The 20,723-nt window shown below is 66.7% G+C and carries 21 protein-coding genes; 14 read left to right on the top strand and 7 right to left on the bottom strand.

Features of this window, described 5'->3' with window-relative positions; genetic code table 11:
- Window positions 1–191: 191 nt before the first annotated feature.
- Entirely contained in the window at window positions 192–1,892 is a 1,701-nt protein-coding gene (locus Q9246_RS24625) for a hypothetical protein (protein WP_306393878.1), read from the bottom strand.
- A gap of 212 nt (window positions 1,893–2,104) precedes the next feature.
- Between Q9246_RS24625 and Q9246_RS24620 the strand changes: the two genes are divergently transcribed.
- Both Q9246_RS24620 and Q9246_RS24615 read left to right on the top strand, forming a co-directional pair.
- Complete coding sequence (locus tag Q9246_RS24620) at window positions 2,105–2,341, top strand: hypothetical protein (protein WP_306393877.1); 237 nt, start codon at window positions 2,105–2,107, stop codon at window positions 2,339–2,341.
- A 186-nt stretch (window positions 2,342–2,527) separates the two neighbouring features.
- Window positions 2,528–3,058, top strand: coding sequence for a hypothetical protein (locus tag Q9246_RS24615; protein ID WP_306393874.1), 531 nt, complete (start codon window positions 2,528–2,530; stop codon window positions 3,056–3,058).
- Window positions 3,059–3,080: 22 nt separating this feature from the next.
- On the opposite strand, the gene Q9246_RS24610 is transcribed toward Q9246_RS24615, so the two are convergent.
- The gene (locus tag Q9246_RS24610) at window positions 3,081–5,000 is read right to left on the bottom strand and encodes a S9 family peptidase (RefSeq protein ID WP_306393872.1); all 1,920 of its coding nucleotides are present in this window, start codon (window positions 4,998–5,000) and stop codon (window positions 3,081–3,083) included.
- An 86-nt stretch (window positions 5,001–5,086) separates the two neighbouring features.
- On the opposite strand from Q9246_RS24610, the gene Q9246_RS24605 reads away from it, so the two are divergent.
- From Q9246_RS24605 to Q9246_RS24585, 5 genes are all read left to right on the top strand, one after another.
- Window positions 5,087–5,752, top strand: coding sequence for a ribonuclease HI family protein (locus Q9246_RS24605; protein WP_306393871.1), 666 nt, complete (start codon window positions 5,087–5,089; stop codon window positions 5,750–5,752).
- On the top strand, window positions 5,749–6,423 hold the full coding sequence (locus Q9246_RS24600) for an HD domain-containing protein (RefSeq protein ID WP_306393869.1): 675 nt from the start codon (window positions 5,749–5,751) through the stop codon (window positions 6,421–6,423). Before Q9246_RS24605 ends, Q9246_RS24600 begins: the two co-directional genes overlap by 4 nt.
- A gap of 4 nt (window positions 6,424–6,427) precedes the next feature.
- Complete coding sequence (locus Q9246_RS24595) at window positions 6,428–6,802, top strand: hypothetical protein (RefSeq protein WP_306393866.1); 375 nt, start codon at window positions 6,428–6,430, stop codon at window positions 6,800–6,802.
- On the top strand, window positions 6,799–7,377 hold the full coding sequence (locus Q9246_RS24590; protein ID WP_306393864.1) for a hypothetical protein: 579 nt from the start codon (window positions 6,799–6,801) through the stop codon (window positions 7,375–7,377). Before Q9246_RS24595 ends, Q9246_RS24590 begins: the two co-directional genes overlap by 4 nt.
- Before the next feature lie 74 nt (window positions 7,378–7,451).
- On the top strand, window positions 7,452–8,699 hold the full coding sequence (locus Q9246_RS24585) for an MFS transporter (RefSeq protein ID WP_306393862.1): 1,248 nt from the start codon (window positions 7,452–7,454) through the stop codon (window positions 8,697–8,699).
- On the opposite strand, the gene Q9246_RS24580 is transcribed toward Q9246_RS24585, so the two are convergent.
- The gene (locus Q9246_RS24580; protein WP_306393861.1) at window positions 8,681–10,807 is read right to left on the bottom strand and encodes a TonB-dependent receptor plug domain-containing protein; all 2,127 of its coding nucleotides are present in this window, start codon (window positions 10,805–10,807) and stop codon (window positions 8,681–8,683) included. The two genes, Q9246_RS24585 and Q9246_RS24580, sit on opposite strands and share 19 nt — an antisense overlap.
- Before the next feature lie 360 nt (window positions 10,808–11,167).
- Between Q9246_RS24580 and asd the strand changes: the two genes are divergently transcribed.
- Window positions 11,168–11,995 (top strand): archaetidylserine decarboxylase, encoded by an 828-nt coding sequence (gene asd, locus Q9246_RS24575; protein ID WP_306398258.1) that lies wholly within the window; start codon window positions 11,168–11,170, stop codon window positions 11,993–11,995.
- Here the strand turns inward: asd and Q9246_RS24570 are convergent.
- On the bottom strand, window positions 11,979–12,950 hold the full coding sequence (locus Q9246_RS24570) for a LysR family transcriptional regulator (RefSeq protein WP_306393859.1): 972 nt from the start codon (window positions 12,948–12,950) through the stop codon (window positions 11,979–11,981). The two genes, asd and Q9246_RS24570, sit on opposite strands and share 17 nt — an antisense overlap.
- A gap of 111 nt (window positions 12,951–13,061) precedes the next feature.
- On the opposite strand from Q9246_RS24570, the gene Q9246_RS24565 reads away from it, so the two are divergent.
- Together Q9246_RS24565 and Q9246_RS24560 are read left to right on the top strand one after the other, a co-directional pair.
- Entirely contained in the window at window positions 13,062–13,658 is a 597-nt protein-coding gene (locus Q9246_RS24565) for an FMN-dependent NADH-azoreductase (protein ID WP_306393858.1), read from the top strand.
- Between the two features lie 41 nt (window positions 13,659–13,699).
- Window positions 13,700–14,581 carry a pirin family protein gene (locus Q9246_RS24560; protein WP_306393855.1) on the top strand — a complete coding sequence of 294 codons (882 nt, stop codon included), beginning with the start codon at window positions 13,700–13,702 and terminating at the stop codon, window positions 14,579–14,581.
- A gap of 4 nt (window positions 14,582–14,585) precedes the next feature.
- On the opposite strand, the gene Q9246_RS24555 is transcribed toward Q9246_RS24560, so the two are convergent.
- Entirely contained in the window at window positions 14,586–16,136 is a 1,551-nt protein-coding gene (locus Q9246_RS24555) for a DUF4214 domain-containing protein (RefSeq protein WP_306393854.1), read from the bottom strand.
- Window positions 16,137–16,376: 240 nt separating this feature from the next.
- Here Q9246_RS24555 and Q9246_RS24550 point away from each other — a divergent pair, with 240 nt between their 5' ends.
- Window positions 16,377–16,847, top strand: coding sequence for a hypothetical protein (locus tag Q9246_RS24550; RefSeq protein WP_306393852.1), 471 nt, complete (start codon window positions 16,377–16,379; stop codon window positions 16,845–16,847).
- Here Q9246_RS24550 and Q9246_RS24545 read toward each other — a convergent pair.
- Both Q9246_RS24545 and Q9246_RS24540 read right to left on the bottom strand, forming a co-directional pair.
- Entirely contained in the window at window positions 16,828–17,370 is a 543-nt protein-coding gene (locus Q9246_RS24545; RefSeq protein WP_306393850.1) for a hypothetical protein, read from the bottom strand. The two genes, Q9246_RS24550 and Q9246_RS24545, sit on opposite strands and share 20 nt — an antisense overlap.
- Before the next feature lie 44 nt (window positions 17,371–17,414).
- Complete coding sequence (locus Q9246_RS24540) at window positions 17,415–18,077, bottom strand: hypothetical protein (protein WP_306393848.1); 663 nt, start codon at window positions 18,075–18,077, stop codon at window positions 17,415–17,417.
- A 122-nt stretch (window positions 18,078–18,199) separates the two neighbouring features.
- Here Q9246_RS24540 and Q9246_RS24535 point away from each other — a divergent pair, with 122 nt between their 5' ends.
- The 3 genes from Q9246_RS24535 to Q9246_RS24525 all read left to right on the top strand — a co-directional run bounded on the left by Q9246_RS24535 (window position 18,200) and on the right by Q9246_RS24525 (window position 20,685).
- Window positions 18,200–19,174 (top strand): succinylglutamate desuccinylase/aspartoacylase family protein, encoded by a 975-nt coding sequence (locus Q9246_RS24535; protein ID WP_306393847.1) that lies wholly within the window; start codon window positions 18,200–18,202, stop codon window positions 19,172–19,174.
- 140 nt (window positions 19,175–19,314) lie between these two features.
- Window positions 19,315–19,611: an ArsR/SmtB family transcription factor gene (locus Q9246_RS24530; RefSeq protein ID WP_306393846.1), complete on the top strand. Its 297-nt coding sequence runs from the start codon at window positions 19,315–19,317 to the stop codon at window positions 19,609–19,611.
- Window positions 19,612–19,620: 9 nt separating this feature from the next.
- A complete protein-coding gene (locus Q9246_RS24525) occupies window positions 19,621–20,685 on the top strand; it encodes an alkene reductase (RefSeq protein ID WP_306393845.1) in 1,065 nt (354 codons plus the stop codon).
- Window positions 20,686–20,723: the final 38 nt, after the last annotated feature.

Raw genomic sequence — 20,723 nt, 5'->3', positions numbered from 1 at the left:
CTTGATTTGCCAATCTCCCTGATTAATCATTGCAGACTAGATCTTTTCTTTCCAGCTTGCATAAATTCCTTTCCCACGCACGATGTTAAGGCCAATTATTAAATAGGGTCAGAGTAGAATTATTGGGTAATTGCCCTTGGAATTCTGCTAGGTGGAAGTTGATTTCATTGGTCGTTCCAATAATAACTAGCTCAATAATTAGGGTCAGAGTGAGATGCACCGGAATGGTGGACAGGAGCGCCGGCGCGGTCGAGCAGGCGCACCGGCACGGCGGCCGGCCGCGCGCCACTGCTCCCGGCGGGCAGCGCTTGCCAGGCCAGGCGACCATCGACCATGGCCAGGTGGCGGTAGGCCGCGTCGGCGCCGCCCGCCAGCGCGGCCAGGTCGAGCGGCTCGACCTGGACCGCGATCGTGGCCGCACCAGGCAATGGCGCCAGCACGAGGCGCTGCACCGCGTCGCGGTCGGGACAGGCGCGGCCGTCGCAGGCGCCCTGCACCAGCACGCGGGCGCCGCTCACGGCGCGCACCCTGCCCGCGACCAGCAGTTCCACCGGGCGTCCGGGCGCCGGCGTGGCCAGGGTGACCGACGCGCTTGCGCCGCCGCCTTCCCAGCCGCCGACCCGGGCCCAGGGCTCCCAGCCGTCCGGCAGGCGCGCGAACAGGCGCATCGCGGCCACCGGCAGCCCGGCCTCGAGCGGCGCCGGCGCGCCACCGGCCAGCGCGTGCCAGATGGCGTCAGCGCCGGGCCGGGTACGCCAGGCCACCAGCCGCCGCTCGCTATTGAAGATGCGTACCTGCTCGCGCAGGTAGGCGCCGTCGGCGCGGTGGTGCAGGCGTTCCAGCAGGCGGCGGTCGCCGTCATTCAGCCGATGATCTTCCCAGCCGGGCAGCGGCGCCCGCGCGTCCGGGCCGGCCAGGCGCCAGGCCAGCAGGTCGCGCGGCGCCAGTTCGATCAGGCCGTCGCGGCCCAGGCGCAGCAGGCCCCGTGCGCGCAGCGCCTCGAACAGCGCCTGGTCTTCCATGCTGGGGCCGGGCAGCAGCGGCACTTGCCAGGCGCCCGGCGCCAGGCGCAGCTGGACCGGCTCGCCCTGCGCCGGGAAGGCGTGCACCAGCGCCGCGGCGCCTGGCGCGCCGCCCTGCTGGAAATGATGCAGCACCAGCTCGCCCGCCTGCGGGCAGGCGGCGCTGGGCTGGCGCGTGAAGCGCAGGGCTTCGCCGCCCCACAGCAGCCAGCCGCTCTTGCCCAGCGCGGCCTGGCCCTGGCGCGCACGCGTCACGTTGCCGGCGCTCGCGTCGCCGACCCAGCCGGCGGTGGCGGCGCCGGCGTTCCAGGCGATCGCCAGCCCGGCAGCCGTATTGCCGGTGATGTCGATGCGCGGCATGGTCGAGCCGGGCCGGGCCAGCAGCACGTTGCGCGGCGGCGCGGCGCTGGCGCGTGCGAGCGCGGCCGCCTCGTCGAAGGGATAGCCGATCCGCAGCGGCAGCATGCGCGAGCGCGCCGGGTCGAGCATCTGGGTGCACAGGTCGACCCGCACCGCCGGCCCGGCGCGCATGCCGCTCGCCACCAGCAGCGCGACCTGCCCATGCTGGGTGAGCGAGATGCCGCTCTCGCGCGGCACCACGAAGTCGAGCCCCGGCGCCACCCGCTGCAGGGCGCCCAGCGCGACCGCGCCGGGAGTCTCGGCCGCGCCGTCCGGCAGTGCGCGCGCATGCAGGGCCAGCGCCAGCGCGCCGCCCGCGACCACCACCAGCACGGCCCACAGCCAGGCCGGACCCAGGGAAATCGACCAGTTGCCGGCAACGCCAGCCGGACGTGCGCCGGCGCGCAGGTTGCGGGAGCGCCGGCGCGCGGTGCGCGAGGCGGCAAGCTGGTCGATCAGGGTGGTGAGCATGCCAGTCATCCGGTGGTGGCAGGGCGCCCATGCGCCCGTCGCGCACAGCTAGCGGAGGGAGGGTGAAAGGATGAGCCGCCGGGGTGTTCATGCGCCGCCGCATGCAGCTCACTCCCCGTTTTCGGCAGCTCGTCGCAAGTCGCTGGAGACCAGGCGGGGCCTGGCATACAGTGGACACATCGACACACCAACTACCCTCAAGGAGAAGCAAAATGAACGTCCTCAAACACATGGAAGCCGTCTTCATCGCCGCCGCCCTGGTCGCCGTCCCGGCGGGTTACCTGGCCAAGGCTCCGGAAGCGCATGCCAACAGCTACGCCACCGATAGCGCGGCCATCGCCAGCGGCGCCAAGATGGCCGTCGTGACCGTCAGCGCCAAGCGCCTGGACGCGGCCGAGAAGTCGCAACTGCTGGCGATGGACACCGTCACCGCCGGGAGCCACATGTGATCGCCGCACGTCGCCGAGGTGCCGCCAGAGCGCGGCGCCCGGCGGCCAGCGCCGGCGCTCGCACCTTCAGTGCCCGACCGCCGATCTGCCGAACTGTTTCAGATGTAAGAACTTGCTTCAAACCCGTTTTTCAGTTTCCCGGATTGCTATATTCCACAGCATCCGCTCAAGGATCTGGAGACGAACATGAAATCCCCCATTTTGATCGCAGCCCTGATTGCCATTAGCGCCGCTGCCCTCACCCCGCTGGCCTCGCACGCCCAACCGCACGTATCGGTCGTGATCAGCACCGCGCCGCCGGCGCCCATCTATGAACGCATTCCGGCCCCGCGCCACGGCCAGGTCTGGGCGCCCGGCTACTGGGAATGGCGCGCCCACCGCCACCACTGGGTGCCGGGCCACTATATCGTCGCCCGCCCCGGCTACGTATATGCCCCGCCGAGCTGGCACCACCGCGGCGGACGCTGGGTGATGGAACCGTCGCGCTGGAACCGCGGCCCGGCCCACCATTACGGCCCGCCGCCGGTGTATGTGCGCGATCACCGCGACCGCGACCGCTGGGACCGCGACCGCCACCATCATGGGCGTGACCGCGACCGCCATCATGGCCGCGATCGCGACCGCGACGGCATCCGCGACCGCCATGACCGCGACCGCGATGGCGACGGCGTGCGCAACCGCCACGACCGCCGGCCGGACAACCCGCACCGCTACTGAGTCAGCGTGACCGGCCTGGACTTCAGCGCTTCAGGTGCTTGTCCAGGAAGGCCAGGATGCCGGCGTTGGCCTGGGCCGCGTTCTTCTTCTTCGAGAAGCCGTGGCCCTCGTCGTCGAACACGAGGTACTCGACCTCCACCCTGTTCTTGCGCACCGCCTCCACGATCTCGTCGCTCTCGGCCTTGATCACGCGCGGGTCGTTGGCGCCCTGGATCACCATCAGCGGCTTGCGGATCTGGTGGGCGTGGAATAGCGGCGAGGTCGCGACCAGGAAGTCCTTGTCCTTGACCGGGTCGCCGATCTCGTCGTACAGCGCCAGGCGCTGGGCCTCCCAATAGGGCGGGATGCTCTCGAGCGTGCGCACCCAGTTGCTGACCCCGAAGATGTCGATGCCGACCTTGAAGGCTTCGGGCCTGAACGCCAGCGCCGCCAGCACCATGTAGCCGCCATAGCTGCCGCCCATGATGCCGATCCGCTCCGGATCGATATAGCCCCGGCTGGCGAGCCAGGTCTTGGCCTCGACGCAATCCCACAGCGGTTCCATGCCGTGCTTGCGGTCGTCGGCGCGGAAGAAACTCTTGCCATAGCCCGAGCTGCCGCGGTTGTTGATGCCCAGGACCGCATAGCCGTGGTTGACCAGGTACTGGATCTGGGCGCTGTAGCCGCGCATGGTCTGGCCGCCCGGCCCGCCATGCACGAACACCACCGCTGGCACTTTCGCATCCGGCGACGCGCCTTTCGGCCTGTAGTAGATCGACGGGATCACCATGCCGTCGAAGGAGCGGAAGCGCACCACCTCGGCCTCGACCAGGTCGTCCGGATCGATCTCGGGATTCAGGCTGCGTGTCAGCTGGACCGTCTTGCCGCTGCTGAAGTCATGCACGTACAGGTTGCTGGGCGAGCGGTCGCCGTTGAGGTAGAAGGCCATCAGCCTGCCGCTCTCGGAGAACGTCACCTGGCGCATCTCGCCGCCCGGCAGCTTCGGCAGGGCCACCGGATTGCCGGCCGCATCGACCACGCGCACATCGATGCTGCCGTCGCGGTTGACCATGCTCACGCGGTGGCGGCCATTGCGCGAATAACTCGTGCCCAGCAGGTCCCAGTCCGCCTTCTCGACGTCGGCGATCGCGCCGCTGGCCAGGTCGTAGCCCTTGATGCGCGCGAATTCGCCATCGGCATTGGTGGTGAACAGCAGGCGCTTCGAATCCGGGTCGAAGGTGGCGGCCGAATGGCTGGCGGGCTCCTTGTGCGGCGTGACGTGCTTCATCTGGCGCGTGCGCAGGTCGTAGACGTAGACGTCGCTGTCCGAGGTGGTGTTGGGCTTGTCGAAGGCCAGCCAGTTGCCGTCGCGGCTGATGCTCGAGACGTTCATGCCGCTGTCGTTCCGGTACACCATCGTGCGCGCATAGGTGGCGGCGTCGTACAGGTAGACGTCGAAGAACTTCGGATCGCGCTCGTTGGTGACGACGTAGAAGCCGCTGCCGTCCGGCTTCCAGGCGGCGAACGAGGCTTTCAGCTTGTCGCCCGGCGTCAGGTCGCGCTCCTTGCCATCGGGTTCACGCACGTACAGGTGGTTCTGTTCATTGCCGCCGCCGTCGCGCGTGAACAGGATGCGGTCGTCGTTGTAAAAATAGCCGACGGCATAGGTAGTGTCGGTCGTCGATGCCGTCAGCGCGCGCGGTTTGCCGCCCGTGACTGGCACCGTGTAGGCATTGAAGATGCCGGGCTCGTTACTGCTGAACAGGATCTGCTTCTCGTCCTTGCTGAACGAGGCGCCGGTGAGCGCTGTCGTGGCCATGAACTGCTCGATGGTGTAGCGCTTGACCGGTTTCGCGGTCTTCCTGGCCGGGGTGGTCTGGGCGATGGCCTGCAGCGGCGCCAGGCCGGCGCCGGCGAGCATGGCGACCAGGGACAGACTGACGGTTCGGCGGTTCTGACGCATACTCACTCCTGTGGTTGGACGCGACACTGCAGTGTTTCAAAAGTCTTAACACCTGTCAACAATCTGGAATCGGTTATGCTCTCGCCATGATCGACTTCCCTACCCTGCAAGCCGTCGCTTTCAAGACCGAACTGGCCGCCGCCCGGCGCCTGAGCGCACGCACCGGCATGCCGGAGGCCGACGCCCTGCAGCGGATCTTGACGCAGAGCGCCGGCGTCGCCGGGCTGGCCGCGCTGCTGGTGGAACGCCAGGCGCAGCGCCGGCATGCCGAACTGCAGGCGGCGCGGCGCCAGGCGCAGGCCGCCGCCGCGCGCAGCCGTGGCGCGGGGTCAAGCTCCAGCGCCTGGCGCGCCTGGTTCGACGGCTCGGCGCGGCCGAATCCGGGTCGTTGCGGCCTGGGTTCGGTCCTTGAAGGCCCGGCCGGCGAGCGCATCGAGCTCTCGCTTGACGGCGGTCACGGCAACAGCAGCGAAGCGGAATATCGTGCCCTGATCGCGGCGCTGCGGGCCGCGATCGCGCATGGCGCGACAGACTTGACCGTGCAGGGCGACAGCCAGGTCGTGGTCGACGACGTCAACGGCCCCGATTGCGCCAGCGCGCCGGCGCTACGCCTGCTCCGCGACGAGGCGCTGGCCTTGCTCGGCCAGTTGCCGCAGGCGCGGCTGCGCTGGATACCGCGCCACAAGAACACCCGGGCGGATGCGCTGTCGCAGCGCGCCGTCCAATCATTCACGATGGAACAGGAAGCATGACCGCAATATCCTCGATCGACTACGCCGGCTGGCGCACGAAGCTGGTCGCCATGGCCACCGGCAGCGCCGACACCGACGGCGCCCATGACAGCGCCCACCTGGAGCGCGTCTGGCGCAACGCCCAGGCCCTGCTCGAGCATCACCCGGATGCCGACCGCCTGGTCGTGCTGGCCGCCTGCTACCTGCACGACCTGGTCAACCTGCCCAAGAACGATCCCGAACGCGACCAGGCATCGACCCGCTCGGCGCGGCTGGCGCGCCATCAGCTGGCGCAGATGGGCTTCCCGTTTGAAAAGCTGGACGCCGTGGCGCATGCGATCGCCGCGCACAGCTTTTCGGCGGCGATTCCCGCCGAGACCATCGAGGCGAAGATCGTGCAGGATGCCGACCGCCTCGACGGCCTAGGCCTGGTCGGCCTGGCCCGCATGTTCTACATCGCCGGCCGCATGGAGAGCTGCCTCGCGCATCCGGCCGATCCGCTGGGCCTGGAACGCGAACTCGACGACCGCAAATATGCGCTCGACCATATCATGGTCAAGCTGTGCAAGCTGCCCGGCATGATGCAGACCGCGGCCGGGCGAGAGCTTGGCGAAGCGCGTCTCGAGCAGTTGCTGGCGTTTCGTGCAGAATTCGCGGCCGAGTGGAGTGGCGCCGGGATGGTTGCGGGCTGACGCCATGACATCGATCCTGTCGAGACCAGGCTTCATTGGACTGGTCCTCATCGCAGCGACGACCCTGGCGCTCGTATCGGTCAATATCGAGCGCAGGGGTCCCGAACTGGTCTCATACGGGAACCTGTGCGGGCCGACTGCCGACGATCCCTGCCACGTACCCGCGCTGAAGGGCGGTTTCCCGGTCGCCTACCTGGTCGATGCACCGGGCATTTCCGTGGAGCGCCGGCTCGGGTTCGGCGAGGACACACTGCGCCCTGGCGCCCTGGTCGTCGACATCGCCGTGTATTTCGCTATCATCATGGCGATGGCATGGGCAATATTAATCGGCAAAGCCCGGCCAAGGACCGACTCGGACAGTCAAGGACACGCGCCATGAACATTTTCAGAAAAGCCGTCGCTGGGCGGCGCGCGCAATTCCGACACCGCCTGCTGGCGACGTCGCTGCTGTTCGCCGCGCTACCGGCACACGCGATCCCTCCCCCGCCAAAAGCGCCCCCGCTGCTGCGCATGGCCACGATGACAGCCACCGTGACCCTGGTCGAGGCAGGCGATCGCCAGGTAAGAGAAATCACCGAGTTGTGTAAAGTGAGGGGCAAGATTCCTGTCTACGCCGACAGTGGCAACGGCCTCGCATCCGCTGTCAACGCCAGAGAGATCGCGCGCTGCAAGATGTCCCTGGGCGGGAGAACCCTGGAAGTATCGGTGACGGGTGCAAAAGCCATGCTGAAGAAGTCCGTGACGTATGCGACCGCCTACGTCAGCGTCACGCCCCCGGATGCGGTCCCACTCTGTGAGATATGTGGTCCCCAACCCCTGGCCGATTCCAGCGCAGAGGTACGCGTGAGCGGAAAGCCGCGATCGATATCGTTCAGCCTGAACCAGAACCCCGTGTCCATCCTGAACGCCAGGCCTGTCGTCTGGCTCGAAGCCGACGTCGAGATCGTCGACTGAGGCCGAAGACAGCAGGCTGGAACATCGCCTTGTCCCAGTGCTAAGATAGGCCACCTGTATTGACCGAGGTGTCCATGACCAGTTCGACCGCCTTACCGCAACCCGTATCCGGCAAGCTCAATTTCGTCCTGGTCTGCATCTTCATCGACATGCTCGGCATCGGCCTGATCATCCCGGTGCTGCCCCTGCTGCTCGACCAGTTCGTCGACGGGCCCGACAAGCGGGCCTTGTGGTACGGAGTGCTGGCGGCGACGTTCGGCGTCCTGCAATTCCTGTTCATGCCGGCGCTGGGGGCGCTCAGCGACCGCATCGGCCGCCGTCCGGTGCTGCTGTATTCGATGGCCGGCATGTGCCTGAACTTCCTGGTCACCGCCTGGGCCCCCACCCTGCTCTGGATGTTCGTGGGCCGCATCATCGGCGGCGTGTCCTCGGCCAGCATGTCGGTCGCCTCGGCCTATGCTTCCGACATCTCGACCCGCGAGAACCGCGCCAAGGCCTTCGGCAAGATCGGGGCGGCGTTCGGCCTCGGCTTCATCTGCGGCCCGATGCTGGGCGGCCTGCTGGGCGACGCCGACCTGCACCTGCCGTTCTACGTGGCGGCGGCGCTGGCGGCCATGAACTTCGTCTATGGGTACTTCATGGTGCCCGAGTCGCTTCCCGCCGCGCGCCGCGAGCCGTTCAAGCTGGCGCGCCTGAATCCCCTGTCGGCCCTGCTGCGCCTGGTGCGGCGCCAGGACATCCGCGGCCTGGTGGTGGTCATCACCCTGGTCACCTTCGCCCAGATGATGCTGCAATCGACCTGGGTGCTGTTCACCACCTTCCGCTTCGACTGGACGCCGCGCGACAACGGGATCGCCCTGTTCTGCGTCGGCCTCGGCTCGGTGGTGGTCCAGGCCGGGCTGCTCGGCATCCTGATCCGGCGCTTTGGCGAGGTGCGGCTGTCCTTGTTGGCGCTCACGTCCGGCATGCTGACCTATCTCGCCTACGGCCTGGTCACGCAGGGCTGGATGATGTATGTCTTCATCCTGACCAATGTGCTGGCCTATGCCACCGGGCCGGCGCTGCAAGGCCTGGTGTCGAAGTCCTCGCCGCCCGAACAGCAGGGCGAGTTGATGGGCTCCCTGCAGTCGATCGGCAGCCTGGGGGTGATCTTCACGCCCCTGCTCGGCACCGCCATCCTGAGCGCGGTGAGCCACCTGCCACAGGACGACTGGCGGGTCGGCAGCAGTTTCTTCGTTTGCGCGGGCATGCAGGCGGTGGCGCTGGCGGTGGCGTGGCGGTACTTTCGCAGCCACGGCAAGCGTCAGAACTTGATTTCGTAGTTCGCCTGGAGCCGCACCGGGTCCGGATAATGGAAGCGGCGCTTTTCGACGCCAATGACAGGGTCGGCATAGGTCGGCTCGAAGCCCGAATCCTGGTGCAGCAGGTTCGATAGCGACACCCGCAACTGCCGCTTCGGATCGAAGCGCCACGCCGCATAGGCCTCGAGGTCGGTGCGCGCGTCGGAATAGTAGCCGCGGTTGACCGTCACTTGCACTTGTCCATTGCGCTGGAAGGCGACGCTGCCGCCGAGCGACAGCCGCCCGGCGTTGTAATCGAGGCCGAGATTGGCGGCCAGCGGCGACTGCCGCTCGAGCCGGTTGTCCGGGCCCGGCACCGATTCGACCCGCGACCAGTGGCGGGTCACGCCGGCGCGCACGTCGATCGCGGGCGCTTCCGGGAACAGTGACTTGAGTGGGAACTTGGTCTGCAATTCGAGCGTGCGGGTTTCGGCCCGGCCATCGTTGACCGGCGTGAAGATCCAGCGATAGCCATCGAAGTAGATGCGGTTGCTGGTGTAGTCTTCGATGCGGCGCAGCGAGGCGCCGAGCGAGACCATCGCATTCTCTGCCCAGTAGTGCTCGTAGCTGGCGTCGAACCCCCAGGCCAGTTCGGGCTTCAGGTCGGGATTGCCCTGGAAGTCGGCCTCGGTCGCACTATTGTTTTCATAGGCCTGGCGGCGCGGCAGCAGGTTGTAGATGTCGGGCGCCTTGTAGGTGCGGGTCACGGCAAAGCGCAACTGGTCGCCCTTGCGGTCAGGGATCTTCCACAGGGTCTGCATGATCGGATTCCAGACATTGGAACTGCTGCGGGTCGACGCGAAGGAATTGCCGTCCGCGCGGATGCGGATGCCTTCCCAGCGCAGGCCCAGGTACATCGACCACTGCGGCGTGATATTCCATTCGTCCTGGGCATACATTGCCAGGCGGGTAACGCGCGCCTCGAAGGTTTCGTCGAGCGGCAGGTCGGGCGGGAAGACCCGGATCGCGTCGCGTTCGATGCGGCTCTCGTCGCGCCAGGCGACGCCGCCATCCCAGCCGGCCGCGATGGCATGGCCGTTTTCCAGCTTGCGCATGTACTTGCCGGAGGAATTCGCGCCGCGGTCGCGCCAGTCCGAGTCCACCCGGCCATCGGTAACGGCCAGGCCCAGGCTATCGGCGCCCTGGCGGAAGATCGCATTTTTGGCATTCTCGCCGGTCACCCCGAGCTTGGCCTCGAGCGTCGCGCCGGAATCGAAGCCGGTGGTCCAGGACAGGTCGCTGCGCAGGTCTTCGGCATCGGCGCGCATGCGGGTGACCAGCTCGGGCACCGGCGGGGGCGCGCCGATACCGGTCGCCACCGATAACTGGGTCCGGTTGCGGAAGCGGTTGATGTTGACGAAGGTTTCAAGCGTGACCGTGTCGCCATCGGCCAGCGTCCATTCGAGGCGCGGAGTCAGGTTCATGCGCCGCATGCGGCCTTCTTCGGGCGCATGGGTCATGCGCGCCGTGTCGACCGCGCCGCCTGGCGCGATGGTCTCTTCGAGGATGCTCCAGGCCCGGTCATAGCGTTCCGCGGTCGCGTCGCCGGCCAGCGACCAGGCGAAACCTTCGCCGCGTTCGCTCATTTGCAGCGCCGCGTTTGGCCCCCTGAACTGCGACGACTGCAGCATGCCCAGCTTGAGCTGGCGCTCGCCCTTCTTCGCCACGTGGCGCAGGATGATGTTGACGGTGCCGGCCACCGACTGCGTCGGCAGGTCGGCGGTGGCCGCGCGCAGCACCTCGATGCGTTCGATCACGTCGGGCGACAGCGAATCGAAGTCGAAGCCGCTGGGTGCGCGCTCGCCGTTGATGAGGACCTGCGTGTAGCCGGCGCCGAGTCCCCGCATCTGGATCGTGCCGCCGCGCGCCCCGTTGCTGTCGATCGTCACGCCCGGCACCCGCTTCAAGACATCGAGCACCGAACGGTCGCCGTAGCGGCCGAGTTCTTCGCGCCCGACCACGGTGCGGGTCGCCGTATCGTCGCGGCGCGGGTCGTAGCTGGCGCTGCTGCCCTTGATTTCTACCTGAGAGACAGACGGGCTTGCATCTCCCTCCTGTGCGCAGGCGGGGCCAGCGCACGCTGCCAACATGAATAGGGAAAGGGTATGGCGGGACCGGCTTTGCGTTTTCACAGGGTATCTCCTCTTTATTGGGTATGCATGGAGGAAATATATGCCTGTAAATAGAAGAATGTAAACGTAAACTTGGAATTTATGCTTCCCACATGAAGAATCAATGAATTCCAGCGAATAGAAATACAGATTGCCACTACATGGAACTTGCACCATCGTTCGCCACGGCATCCCTTCCTGGAGTACACTCGACCGAACAATTGCTAAGGAAATACCATTTCCATTCGGCATGTTTGTCGTCATACGCCGCTATAATGCGCACTTTTCGATGAAAGGCGATCGCCCGTGTCCCGTATAAAAGTCTTGCCCCAATACGTCATGCCGAAGCAGGCGATCACCAACCTGGCCGGACGCGTCGCCGGCCACAAGGGCGGTTCGATGACGACCAACCTGATCCGTTGGTTCGTGGGCAAGTACGGCGTCGACATGAGCGAGGCCGCCAATCCGGACATCGCCAGCTACCCCAGCTTCAATGAGTTCTTCACCCGTCCGCTGCGCGACGGCATGCGGCCGCTGGCGGCGAGCGATTATGTGTGCCCGGTCGACGGCGCCATCAGCCAGTTCGGCGACATCGACGACCACCACATCTTCCAGGCCAAGGGCCACAAATTCACCACAGCCGAACTGGTTGGCGGCGACCAGTCGCTGGCCGCGCACTTCCAGCACGGCCACTTCGCCAACGTCTACCTGAGCCCCAAGGACTACCACCGCATCCACATGCCGTGCGATGCCCGCCTGACGCGCATGATCTATGTGCCGGGCAAGCTGTTCTCGGTGAATCCGACCACGGCGCGCGGCGTGCCGGGCCTGTTCGCGCGCAACGAACGCGTGGTGTGCGTGTTCGAGAACGACGAGTTCGGGCCATTCGTGATGACCCTGGTCGGCGCGACCATCGTCGGCAGCATGGCCACGGTCTGGCATGGCGTGGTCAATCCGCCGCGCATGCCGCGCATCTGCGACTGGAACTACGAGCCGGGCCAGGTCACCCTGAAGAAGGGCGAAGAGATGGGCCGCTTCCTGCTCGGCTCCACCGTCGTGATGCTGTTCCAGCGCGGCGCCATCGCCTTCAATCCGGGCTGGGCGCCCGAAGGCAAGGTGCGCCTGGGCGAGCCAATGGGCGAGCGCCCGCTCAACCAGGCGCGCTGATCCCCTCCTCCAGCGCGGCGCGCGCCTTGAACGCGGCCACCGCGGCATGCGGGCTATGGCCTTTCTCGGTGCACGCCGACTCGATCATCTCCAGAAAGGCCCGGGTCTTGGCCGGCATCAGCTTACGGCTCGGGAACACCGCCCAGCCGTTAGCGGTCGGCATATCCCATTCCGGCAGCACCCGCACCAGTTCCCCGGTCTGCATATAGGGCTGGGCGAACAGGGTCGAGCTGAGCGCGATGCCGGCCCCGCGTGAAGCGATGCGCGCCAGCAGGTCGGGCGAGTTCGCCGTCAGGCGCGCGTTCAGCGCCCGCTCCCAGCGCACCTTCCCGCGCATCAAGGTCCAGGGCGCGGCGCCGCCGGTGCGACTGAGGATGCACAGCACGTCGTGGTCGGTCAGGTCGTCCGGATGTTCGGGGATGCCGCGCCGCGCCAGGTAGCTGGGCGATGCATACAGGCCGGGTTCCTCGAGGGTGATCGGGCGCGCGCTCAGGGTCGCGTCGTCCGGCAGGTCGCCCATGCGGATCGCGATGTCGAAATTCTCCGCCACCAGGTCAACCCGGCGCGGGGTCAGGTCCATCTCGAGCTTGACCGCCGGGTAGCGCTCCAGGAAGCGCGCGATGACTTCATACAGGCCGCTGTTGGCGAAGTCGCCCGGCGCCGAGATGCGCAGTTTGCCGCTCGGTTCGCCCTGGCGGTGCTGGGCCAGCGCGCCGGCGGCGTCGACTTCGTCGGCCAGCCGGCGTGCGTGTTCGTACAGGCTGGCACCAAATTCGGTCACCACCAGCTTGCGGGTCGTGCGCTGCAGCAGGCGCTCGCCCAGGGTCGTTTCCAGCTGCGCCAGGCGCCGCGAGACGGTCGACTTGGGCAGGTTTACGCGCGCGGCGGCGCGGGTGAAGCTGCCCGATTCCACGATCCGGGCGAACAGCAGCAGGTCATTCGGTTCCACGTCCATGATTGTCTCACCAGCAGAATAATGTTATCCATTTTACTGCCTTCCGGATCGATTTTGGAATTGCTAAAGTTCATTCCATCGACACTCCCCAAAACGAAAGAGGCAACCAACATGAACATCCTGCACATCACCACCAGCGTTCGCGGCGAAGCATCGGAATCGACCCGCGTCACCCAGCAGATCGTCGACAAGCTGACCGCGGCCAACGCCGGCGCGACCGTCGTGCGCCGCGACTTCGGCGCCCAGCCGCACCCGCTGCTGGACGGCGCCGCCGTCGGCGCCCTGTTCACCCCGGTCGAGCAGCGCAGCGCCGAGCAGGCGGCCCGCGTGGCCCTGGACGACGCCCTGATCCTTGAGGCCCAGGCGGCCGACGTGATCGTGATCGGCGCCCCGATGTACAACTTCGCGATGCCGGTGCAGCTCAAGAGCTGGTTCGACGCGATCGCCCGCGCCGGCGTGACCTTCCGCTACACCGAGACCGGTCCGGAAGGCCTGCTGAAGAACAAGAAGGTGTATGTGGCCGCATCGCGCGGCGGCGTGTACGAGGAAAGCGCCGATCCGCAAGTGCCGCAGATGCGCACGCTGCTGAACTTCCTCGGCCTGGACGACCACACCTTCATCTATTCGTCGGGCATGGCCATGGGCCCGGAAGCCGTGAGCAAGGGCCAGGCCGCGGCCAACGCGGCGATCGAAGCAGCCCTGGCATGAATTTGCCGCCCGCCAGGCGGCGCACCTAACAGGAGAACAGCATGACCAACGCAGTTGCCACCGCAATAGCCACCGCCGTGATCGAGAAGACCCGCGGCGTCGAGCGCATCATCAACGGCCAGTTCGTGATGGATGGCGCCGGCGTGAAGATCAACCGCGTGCTGACCGGTCCCCTGCAGCGCCGCCTGGATCCGTTCCTGATGCTCGACGCCTTCGGCAGCGACAAGCCGGGCGACTACATCGCCGGCTTCCCGGAGCATCCGCACCGCGGCTTCGAGACCATCACCTATATGCTGGCCGGCCGCATGCGCCACCGCGACAGCGCCGGCAACGAGGGGATGATCACCGACGGCGGCGTGCAGTGGATGACGGCCGGGCGCGGCGTGATCCACTCCGAGATGCCGGAGCAGAACGAAGGCCTGATGGAAGGCTTCCAGCTGTGGCTCAACCTGCCCGCCAGTGACAAGATGATCGCGCCCTGGTATCGCGACATCCCGCTCGAGGATGTGCCGCGCTTCACGCTGGACGACGGCGTGACGGTGCAGGTGATCGCCGGCAGCACCCATGGCGTCGATGGCGCCGTGCAGCGCGCGCATACCGAGCCGCTGTACCTGGACCTGGAGATTCCGGCCGGGGTGACCTTCGAGCAGCCGATCCCGGCTGGGCACAATGCCTTCGTCTATGTGTTCCGCGGCGAAGCGGTCATCGAGGGCAAGGGTGTCGGCCAGGCGCGCATGGCGATCCTCGACAACACGCCTGGCGCCGACGGCGTGCGCATCAAGGCGATCGCCCCGACCCGCCTGCTGGTGCTGGCCGGGCGTCCGCTGGGCGAGCCGATCGCGCAGTACGGCCCGTTCGTGATGAACACCCAGGCCGAGCTGCAGCAGGCGGTGGAGGATTTCAGGGCCGGGCGTTTCGCTTGACCGGTCAGCCCCAGGGCGTGTACTCGATGCCGTTTCCGATCAGCTCCACGACCTGCTCCTGGTTTTCGCGGCTTTCGCTGAAGGCCGCCAGGACTTCGCCGCGGTCGACGCCGCGGCCGAGGGCGTCGTTCCAGAAACGCACGCCATCGGCCTCGCCCGGCCGATGCAGCACATTCTGGTAGAGCGCGGCGACGAAGGCGGCGTCGGTGGGCTGGACGCCATACAGGTCGGCGAACTCCTTGCTGGCGATGAAGCCGCGCGCCATCTCCGGCAGGCTCACGCCGCGCTGGGCCACGTTCAGCCAGAAACCCAGCCCGGTCTCGTCCGGCGCCCGGTCGAAGGCTGCCGTGTATAGCCGGAAGGCTTGCCCCAGCTTGCCGTCCAGCGACAATGCGATCACCTCGTCGCTGTGCGTGAACATGATGCGTTCGATGCCCGACACGGTATTGCTGGCGATTTCGTTCCAGCTCACCTTGAAGTGCTCGCCATCGCGGACGATCGTGTACATCTCCCGGGTGCCCGAGAGCACGAGCGCGTCCTCGGCGCCAGCCGGGCCGCGCACATGCCCGAACATGTCCTGGCTAATCAGCGCGAGGCCGCCCTGCGCCGTGCCGCGCACGTCGACCATCCCGTTATAGATACCCGCGCCCTTGTTGCCGCTCGCATCGGTCAACGCGTCGCCCTCGATCTCCAGGTCGTATTTGCCGGGCTCGAGCACCCCGGTCCGGTCGAGCGTCAGCGTCACCGTGTTTCCGGAGATATGGACACGCGGGTCTCCCGGACGCCAGCTGTCCAGGTCCGGGCCGGACTGAGGGCGTAATCTGATGACGCCGCCGTCGCCCATTCGCACGGCTTCGTCCATGGTGAGGACGATGGCGCCGTCCACGGTTCCGGCGGCGCGGACGACCTGCGGGATCGCGAGATCCCTGGCGGTCACGGACACCTGGTAATCCACGCCGCCGCCGGGAAGCGGGAACTGCGACGCCAGGTCGGCCGTGATCAGGTAGTCACCGGTGCGCGCGGCGGTGAAGCCCCAGATCAGGGACGAGGATGCCTGGTAGCCGGAAAAAACGCCGTTCTCTTCGAGGGTCAGTCCGAAAAAGGACGTCGTGCCCACGCTGCCCCTGTCGGCCGTGATCGTGACGGTGTAGGTCATGCCGGCCACGGCGGCGATGCGGAACTGGTCCTTGTCGAATGCGTAGTCGAAGCGCCCCGCCGCCGGCGCGCCGACGGCCAGGGGCCGCGCCGACGCCGGGTCGTTGCCGGCATCGTCCGGCGCTTCGCGCATGCCGAGCGTGTATGCGCCGAGGTGATCGCCGCTGATCTCCGCGTAGTAGTTCGCGTTCACGGCAGGGACGAAGGGGTTGCGCAGGGTGTTGTTGTACAGCCCGCCGGGTTCAGTGGTGTACACGACCTTGCCCGTATCCCCGTTCCAGATAGTCAGCGTGGGTACCTGTCCATTCGCCATCAGCGGGGTGAACAGATAGCCGTGGTACTTCCTGAGGTCCAGCGCGAACCAGTCCCGGTCGCCGGCCGTTTCCAGGGTACCGCTCACAGTCCCACCTATTGGCAGCATGCCCGTCGTCGTCCAGTCGCCCGCGTAATCGTCCGCCACCGCATACTCCCTAGTCTGTCAAAATGACAATTATACGTATTAACAGGTGGAAAGCCTTGCCATTTCTCCATGGGCGGCGCGCGCAGGGCCACGCACGCGATCCTGGCCTTCGATGGGCTATGCGCCGGTTGCGGGCATGCGCTACACTCGTGGGATGACACAAGCGCAATACCTTCCGTAATGGCACTGCTGGACACCCTCGGCGACCTGTGGTCGCGTGCAAGCCGGGCGATGGGCCTGGAAAACGCCGACCGCTTCCCGCCCGGCCATGCCTATCCCCACACCCGCTGGAACAAGGCGTATTTCGACATCCCATCCGACTACAAGGCCGACCGGATGGAGGGCATCGTCTGCGCCGCGATCGCCAACACGCCCTATGTGTTCGGCGAGGTCCGCAACCCGACGCCGCGCATGCAGCGCGCGCTGCTGTCCATCATCGAGTCGCGCCTGCGCCGCGCCGACGCGCCGGCCGACCTGGTGCACCTGTTGATCAAGGCCTATCGCCAGCCGCATACGCCGGACATCGTGCCGGGACTGCGCGCGGCGATCGCGGCCAATGCGCAGTATGACGCGAACATCCAGGCGCATGCGGTGCTGGCCTATCTGGGCGATGCGCCGGCGGGGTTTGGGGTCATCGAGGCCCAGGGCTGAGCCGCGCCTCGACATAGTTCAGCCACTTGTCCTTGGCATCGAACTGGCCGTCGACCGTGGCGATATGCTCGAAACTGCGCCTGGTGTAAGGCTGGTCGAGAATGACCAGGTAGCTCTCGCCCAGCGTGAACCACGGCCGCAGCGTGCACGATGGATCGTTCATCACGCGTCCGCCGCCGCGCGCCCAGAACCGAGGACCGTCATGGTCGGCGTGCTCGCCCTGGTCCGACGCGAAGCGCGAGTCCGGCGCGAGCCCTTGCACCGTGAACGACTGCGTATCCGGTCCCGCCAGCCGCTTGAGCACGATGAAGCGATACTCGAAGATGTCGTCACCGATCGGATGCGCGCTGATCACCCTGGCGACGGCAACGCTGCGTGCGAAGGCGAGCTGTTTTTCAGGGCTCATGAGCTGTACCTCGGGCGCCCGGCGGCAAGCCTCGGCGCCGCCGGTGCCAAGCGCGATCATGAGAAGTGCGAGGCTGGCGCCGCGCAGCGACCTGCTTGCGAAAACATGCCGGAACATGCCGCGGCTCCTTGATGGTGGGTTCATACATTGCTTCTTCTGGTTCATTCTCGCTTGCCTGCCTGCGTGGGGGCGCCGAGCGCGGCCTCGATATAACGCAGCCACTTGTCGCCGGGATTTGCCCGGCCCTCGATGGTCGCCACGTGCTCATAGCTGCGCGCGATGACCGGCTCCCCGACGAACACCACATAGCGTTCGCCGACGATGAACCAGGGGTCGACCCGGCAAGTGAACTGCCGGCCGAATCGACCGCCGCCCGGCTCCCAGAATTCCTCGCGGCCCTGGTTGGCTTCCGGCCCTGGGTCGAAGTAAGTGGCCGGCGGCGAGGTGCCGGTGAGCGTGAAGGTATTGCGCTCGGCGCCGCGCCAGCGCTTCTCGACCTCGAAGGTGTACTCGACCGGGTAGCTGGCCAGGTAGTGCGCGTCGCCGACATTCGCCAGCGCGCTGTCCGGTAGCGCCGGATTCCAGCCCTGGTGAGCCGCCACCCATGCCGGTGTATCGCTCGGGCGGCGCGGCGCAGGTGTTGGCCGCGGAAGCGCCCGCACCACCCTGACCAGCGCGACGTCGGTCGCGCGCGCGACCTGCTCCTGGGCGCTGAGCTGCGGTTGCGGCGGGACACGGCAGGCGTGGACCGGCTGGGCCACGCCGGCAATCAGCAGCAAGGTTGGCAGCAAGGTCAACCGGGTCGTGGTCTTGTGTCGCTTCATGTCGCTCCATTCGAATCGGGTGGCGAAACCGGTCTCGCCCCTGCCACGCCAAGTATAACCAAGTCGGCGCACGCGTTTACCGATAGAATATCGGCACCCTTTTTCTCAGGCCTATCTCACCCATGACTACCGCCCGCACGTATCAGTTCAAATCCATCAACTACACCGGCCTGCTGGCCGGCCCGCGCGTCATCATCATGGGCGCGACCCACGGCAACGAAGTGTGCGGCACCAAGGCGATCAAACGGGTGATGGAGGAAATCGACAGCGGCGTTCTCCACATCGCGGCCGGCAGCGTCACCTTCGTCCCGATCGTCAACCCGCTGGCCTATGCCCAGAACACGCGCAACGGCGACCGCAACCTGAACCGCGACCTGTTCCCGAAAGAGACGCCGCTGGACTTCGAAGACCAGGTGGCCAACTGGCTGTGCCCCCTGCTCGGCCAGCACGACGTTCTGCTCGACCTGCACTCGTTCGCCGCCACCGGCGAGCCGTTCGTGATGGTCGGACCGCTCGACAACGACGGCACCCTGCAGCCATTCCGTCATGCGGCGAAGGAGCGCGCCTGGGCGCGCCGCCTGGGCGTGCGCCGCTTCGTCGACGGCTGGCTCGCCACCTATGGCGACGGCGTGCTGCGCCGCAGCCGCAGCGCCGACGAACTGGAAACCGTGCTGCGCTACGGCGTCGGCACCACCGAATACATGCGCAGCACTGGCGGCTATGCGCTGACGCTCGAATGCGGCCAGCACGACGACCCGGCCGCACCGGACGTCGCCTACCGCGCCATCATGAACACGCTGGCCCACCTGGGCTTGATCGCGGCTGCCGATCCGGAGCCGGCCGCCTTCGAGGAGATGGACGCGCTGTCGATGGTCGTGGTGCACGACAAGCTGCATGCGGACGACGCCTTCGTGCGCCCGTGGAAGAGCTTCGACCCAGTGAGCGAAGGCGAGTTGCTCGGCCACCGCGCCGACGGCACGCCGGTGCTGGCCGAATTCGGCGGGCGCATCCTGTTCCCGGCCGCGAATGCCGCCGCCAACACCGAGTGGTATTACCTGACCCGGCCGAATGCGAGTTTCGGCCGCGAGAATAGCTGACACGCGCCATGTTGGGTGGATGGCAAAACCGTCCGCCCCATCAGGCGTTTGGGACAATTCAGGCCACGTTCAGCAGACTTTTCCCGAATATCGTAAGATGACGATATTCGGATCGAAAGAACCCGATACAAGGAAGAACCATGGACATCGACGCGATCCACAAGGCCCTGGCCAACCCGGTGCGGCGCCAGATCCTGCAGTGGCTGAAAGACCCGCAGCAGCACTTCGCCGAGCAGGAGCACCCGCTCGAGATGGGCGTGTGCTGCAAGCTGATCGACCAGCGCAGCGGCCTGTCGCAATCGACGGTGTCGGCGCACCTGGCCACCCTCCAGCGCGCCGGCCTCGTGACCACCCGCCGCGTCGGTCAATGGATCTTCTTTCAACGGAACGAGGAAGCCATCCAGGCTTTCCTCGCACAACTGAACGACGGACTTTAGGAATACCCGATGACTACCATGTTTGATCCGATCAAGGTCGGCGCCCTCGAATGGCCGAACCGCATCGTCATGGCGCCGCTCACCCGCTCGCGCGCCACCGGCGGCGCGCGCGTACCGAACGCGCTGATGGCCGAATACTATGTACAACGCGCCTCGGCCGGCCTGATCCTGTCCGAAGCGACGTCGGTAACCCCGATGGGCGTGGGCTATGCCGATACGCCGGGCATCTGGTCCGACGAGCAGGTCGAAGGCTGGAAGATCGTCACCGACGCCGTGCACAAGGCCGGCGGCCGCATCTTCCTGCAACTGTGGCACGTGGGCCGCATCTCGGACCCATCCTTCCTTGACGGCCAGTTGCCGGTCGCGCCGTCGGCGATCCAGCCGGACGGCCATGTGAGTCTGCTGCGTCCGAAGCGCCCGTTCGTCACCCCGCGCGCGCTCGATCTCGAGGAAATCCCCGGCATCGTGGCCGCCTACCGCAAGGGCGCCGAGAACGCGAAGAAGGCCGGCTTCGACGGCGTCGAGATCCATGGCGCCAACGGCTACCTGCTCGACCAGTTCCTGCAAGACTCGACCAACAAGCGCCTCGACGCCTACGGCGGCCCGATCGAGAACCGCGCACGCCTGATGTTGGAAGTAACCGACGCATGCATCGAGGTCTGGGGCGCCGATCGCGTCGGCATGCACCTGGCGCCGGCGCGCGATTCGCACGATATGGGCGATTCGAATCCGGTCGAGACCTTCGGCTACGTCGCGCGCGAACTGGGCAAGCGCAAGATCGCCTTCATCTTCACCCGCGAAGGCCAGGGTCCGGACGTGCTGGGCCCGATGATCAAGAAGGAGTTCGGCGGCGTCTGGATCGCCAACCAGCAGCTCACCCGCGAGAAGGCCGAGGAACTGGTCGCCAGCGGCACCGCCGACGCGGTCTCCTGGGGCCAGCTGTTCATCGCGAATCCCGACCTGCCGCAGCGACTGCGCCTGAAAGCGCCGCTCAACGAGCCGGATACGGATACCTTCTACCATCCGGATTCGGTCGGCTATACCGATTATCCGACCCTGGACGCCGCCGCCTGATTTCACGCTTCTGCCGCCGCTTCGCTGCCGTATCGCCG

The sequence above is a fragment of the Telluria beijingensis genome (assembly GCF_030770395.1).
In the GTDB taxonomy this organism is placed as follows: Bacteria; Pseudomonadota; Gammaproteobacteria; order Burkholderiales; family Burkholderiaceae_D; genus Telluria; species Telluria beijingensis.
Note: the sequence above shows the minus strand (reverse complement) of the source record. Positions and strands in the feature narration are given on the sequence as shown.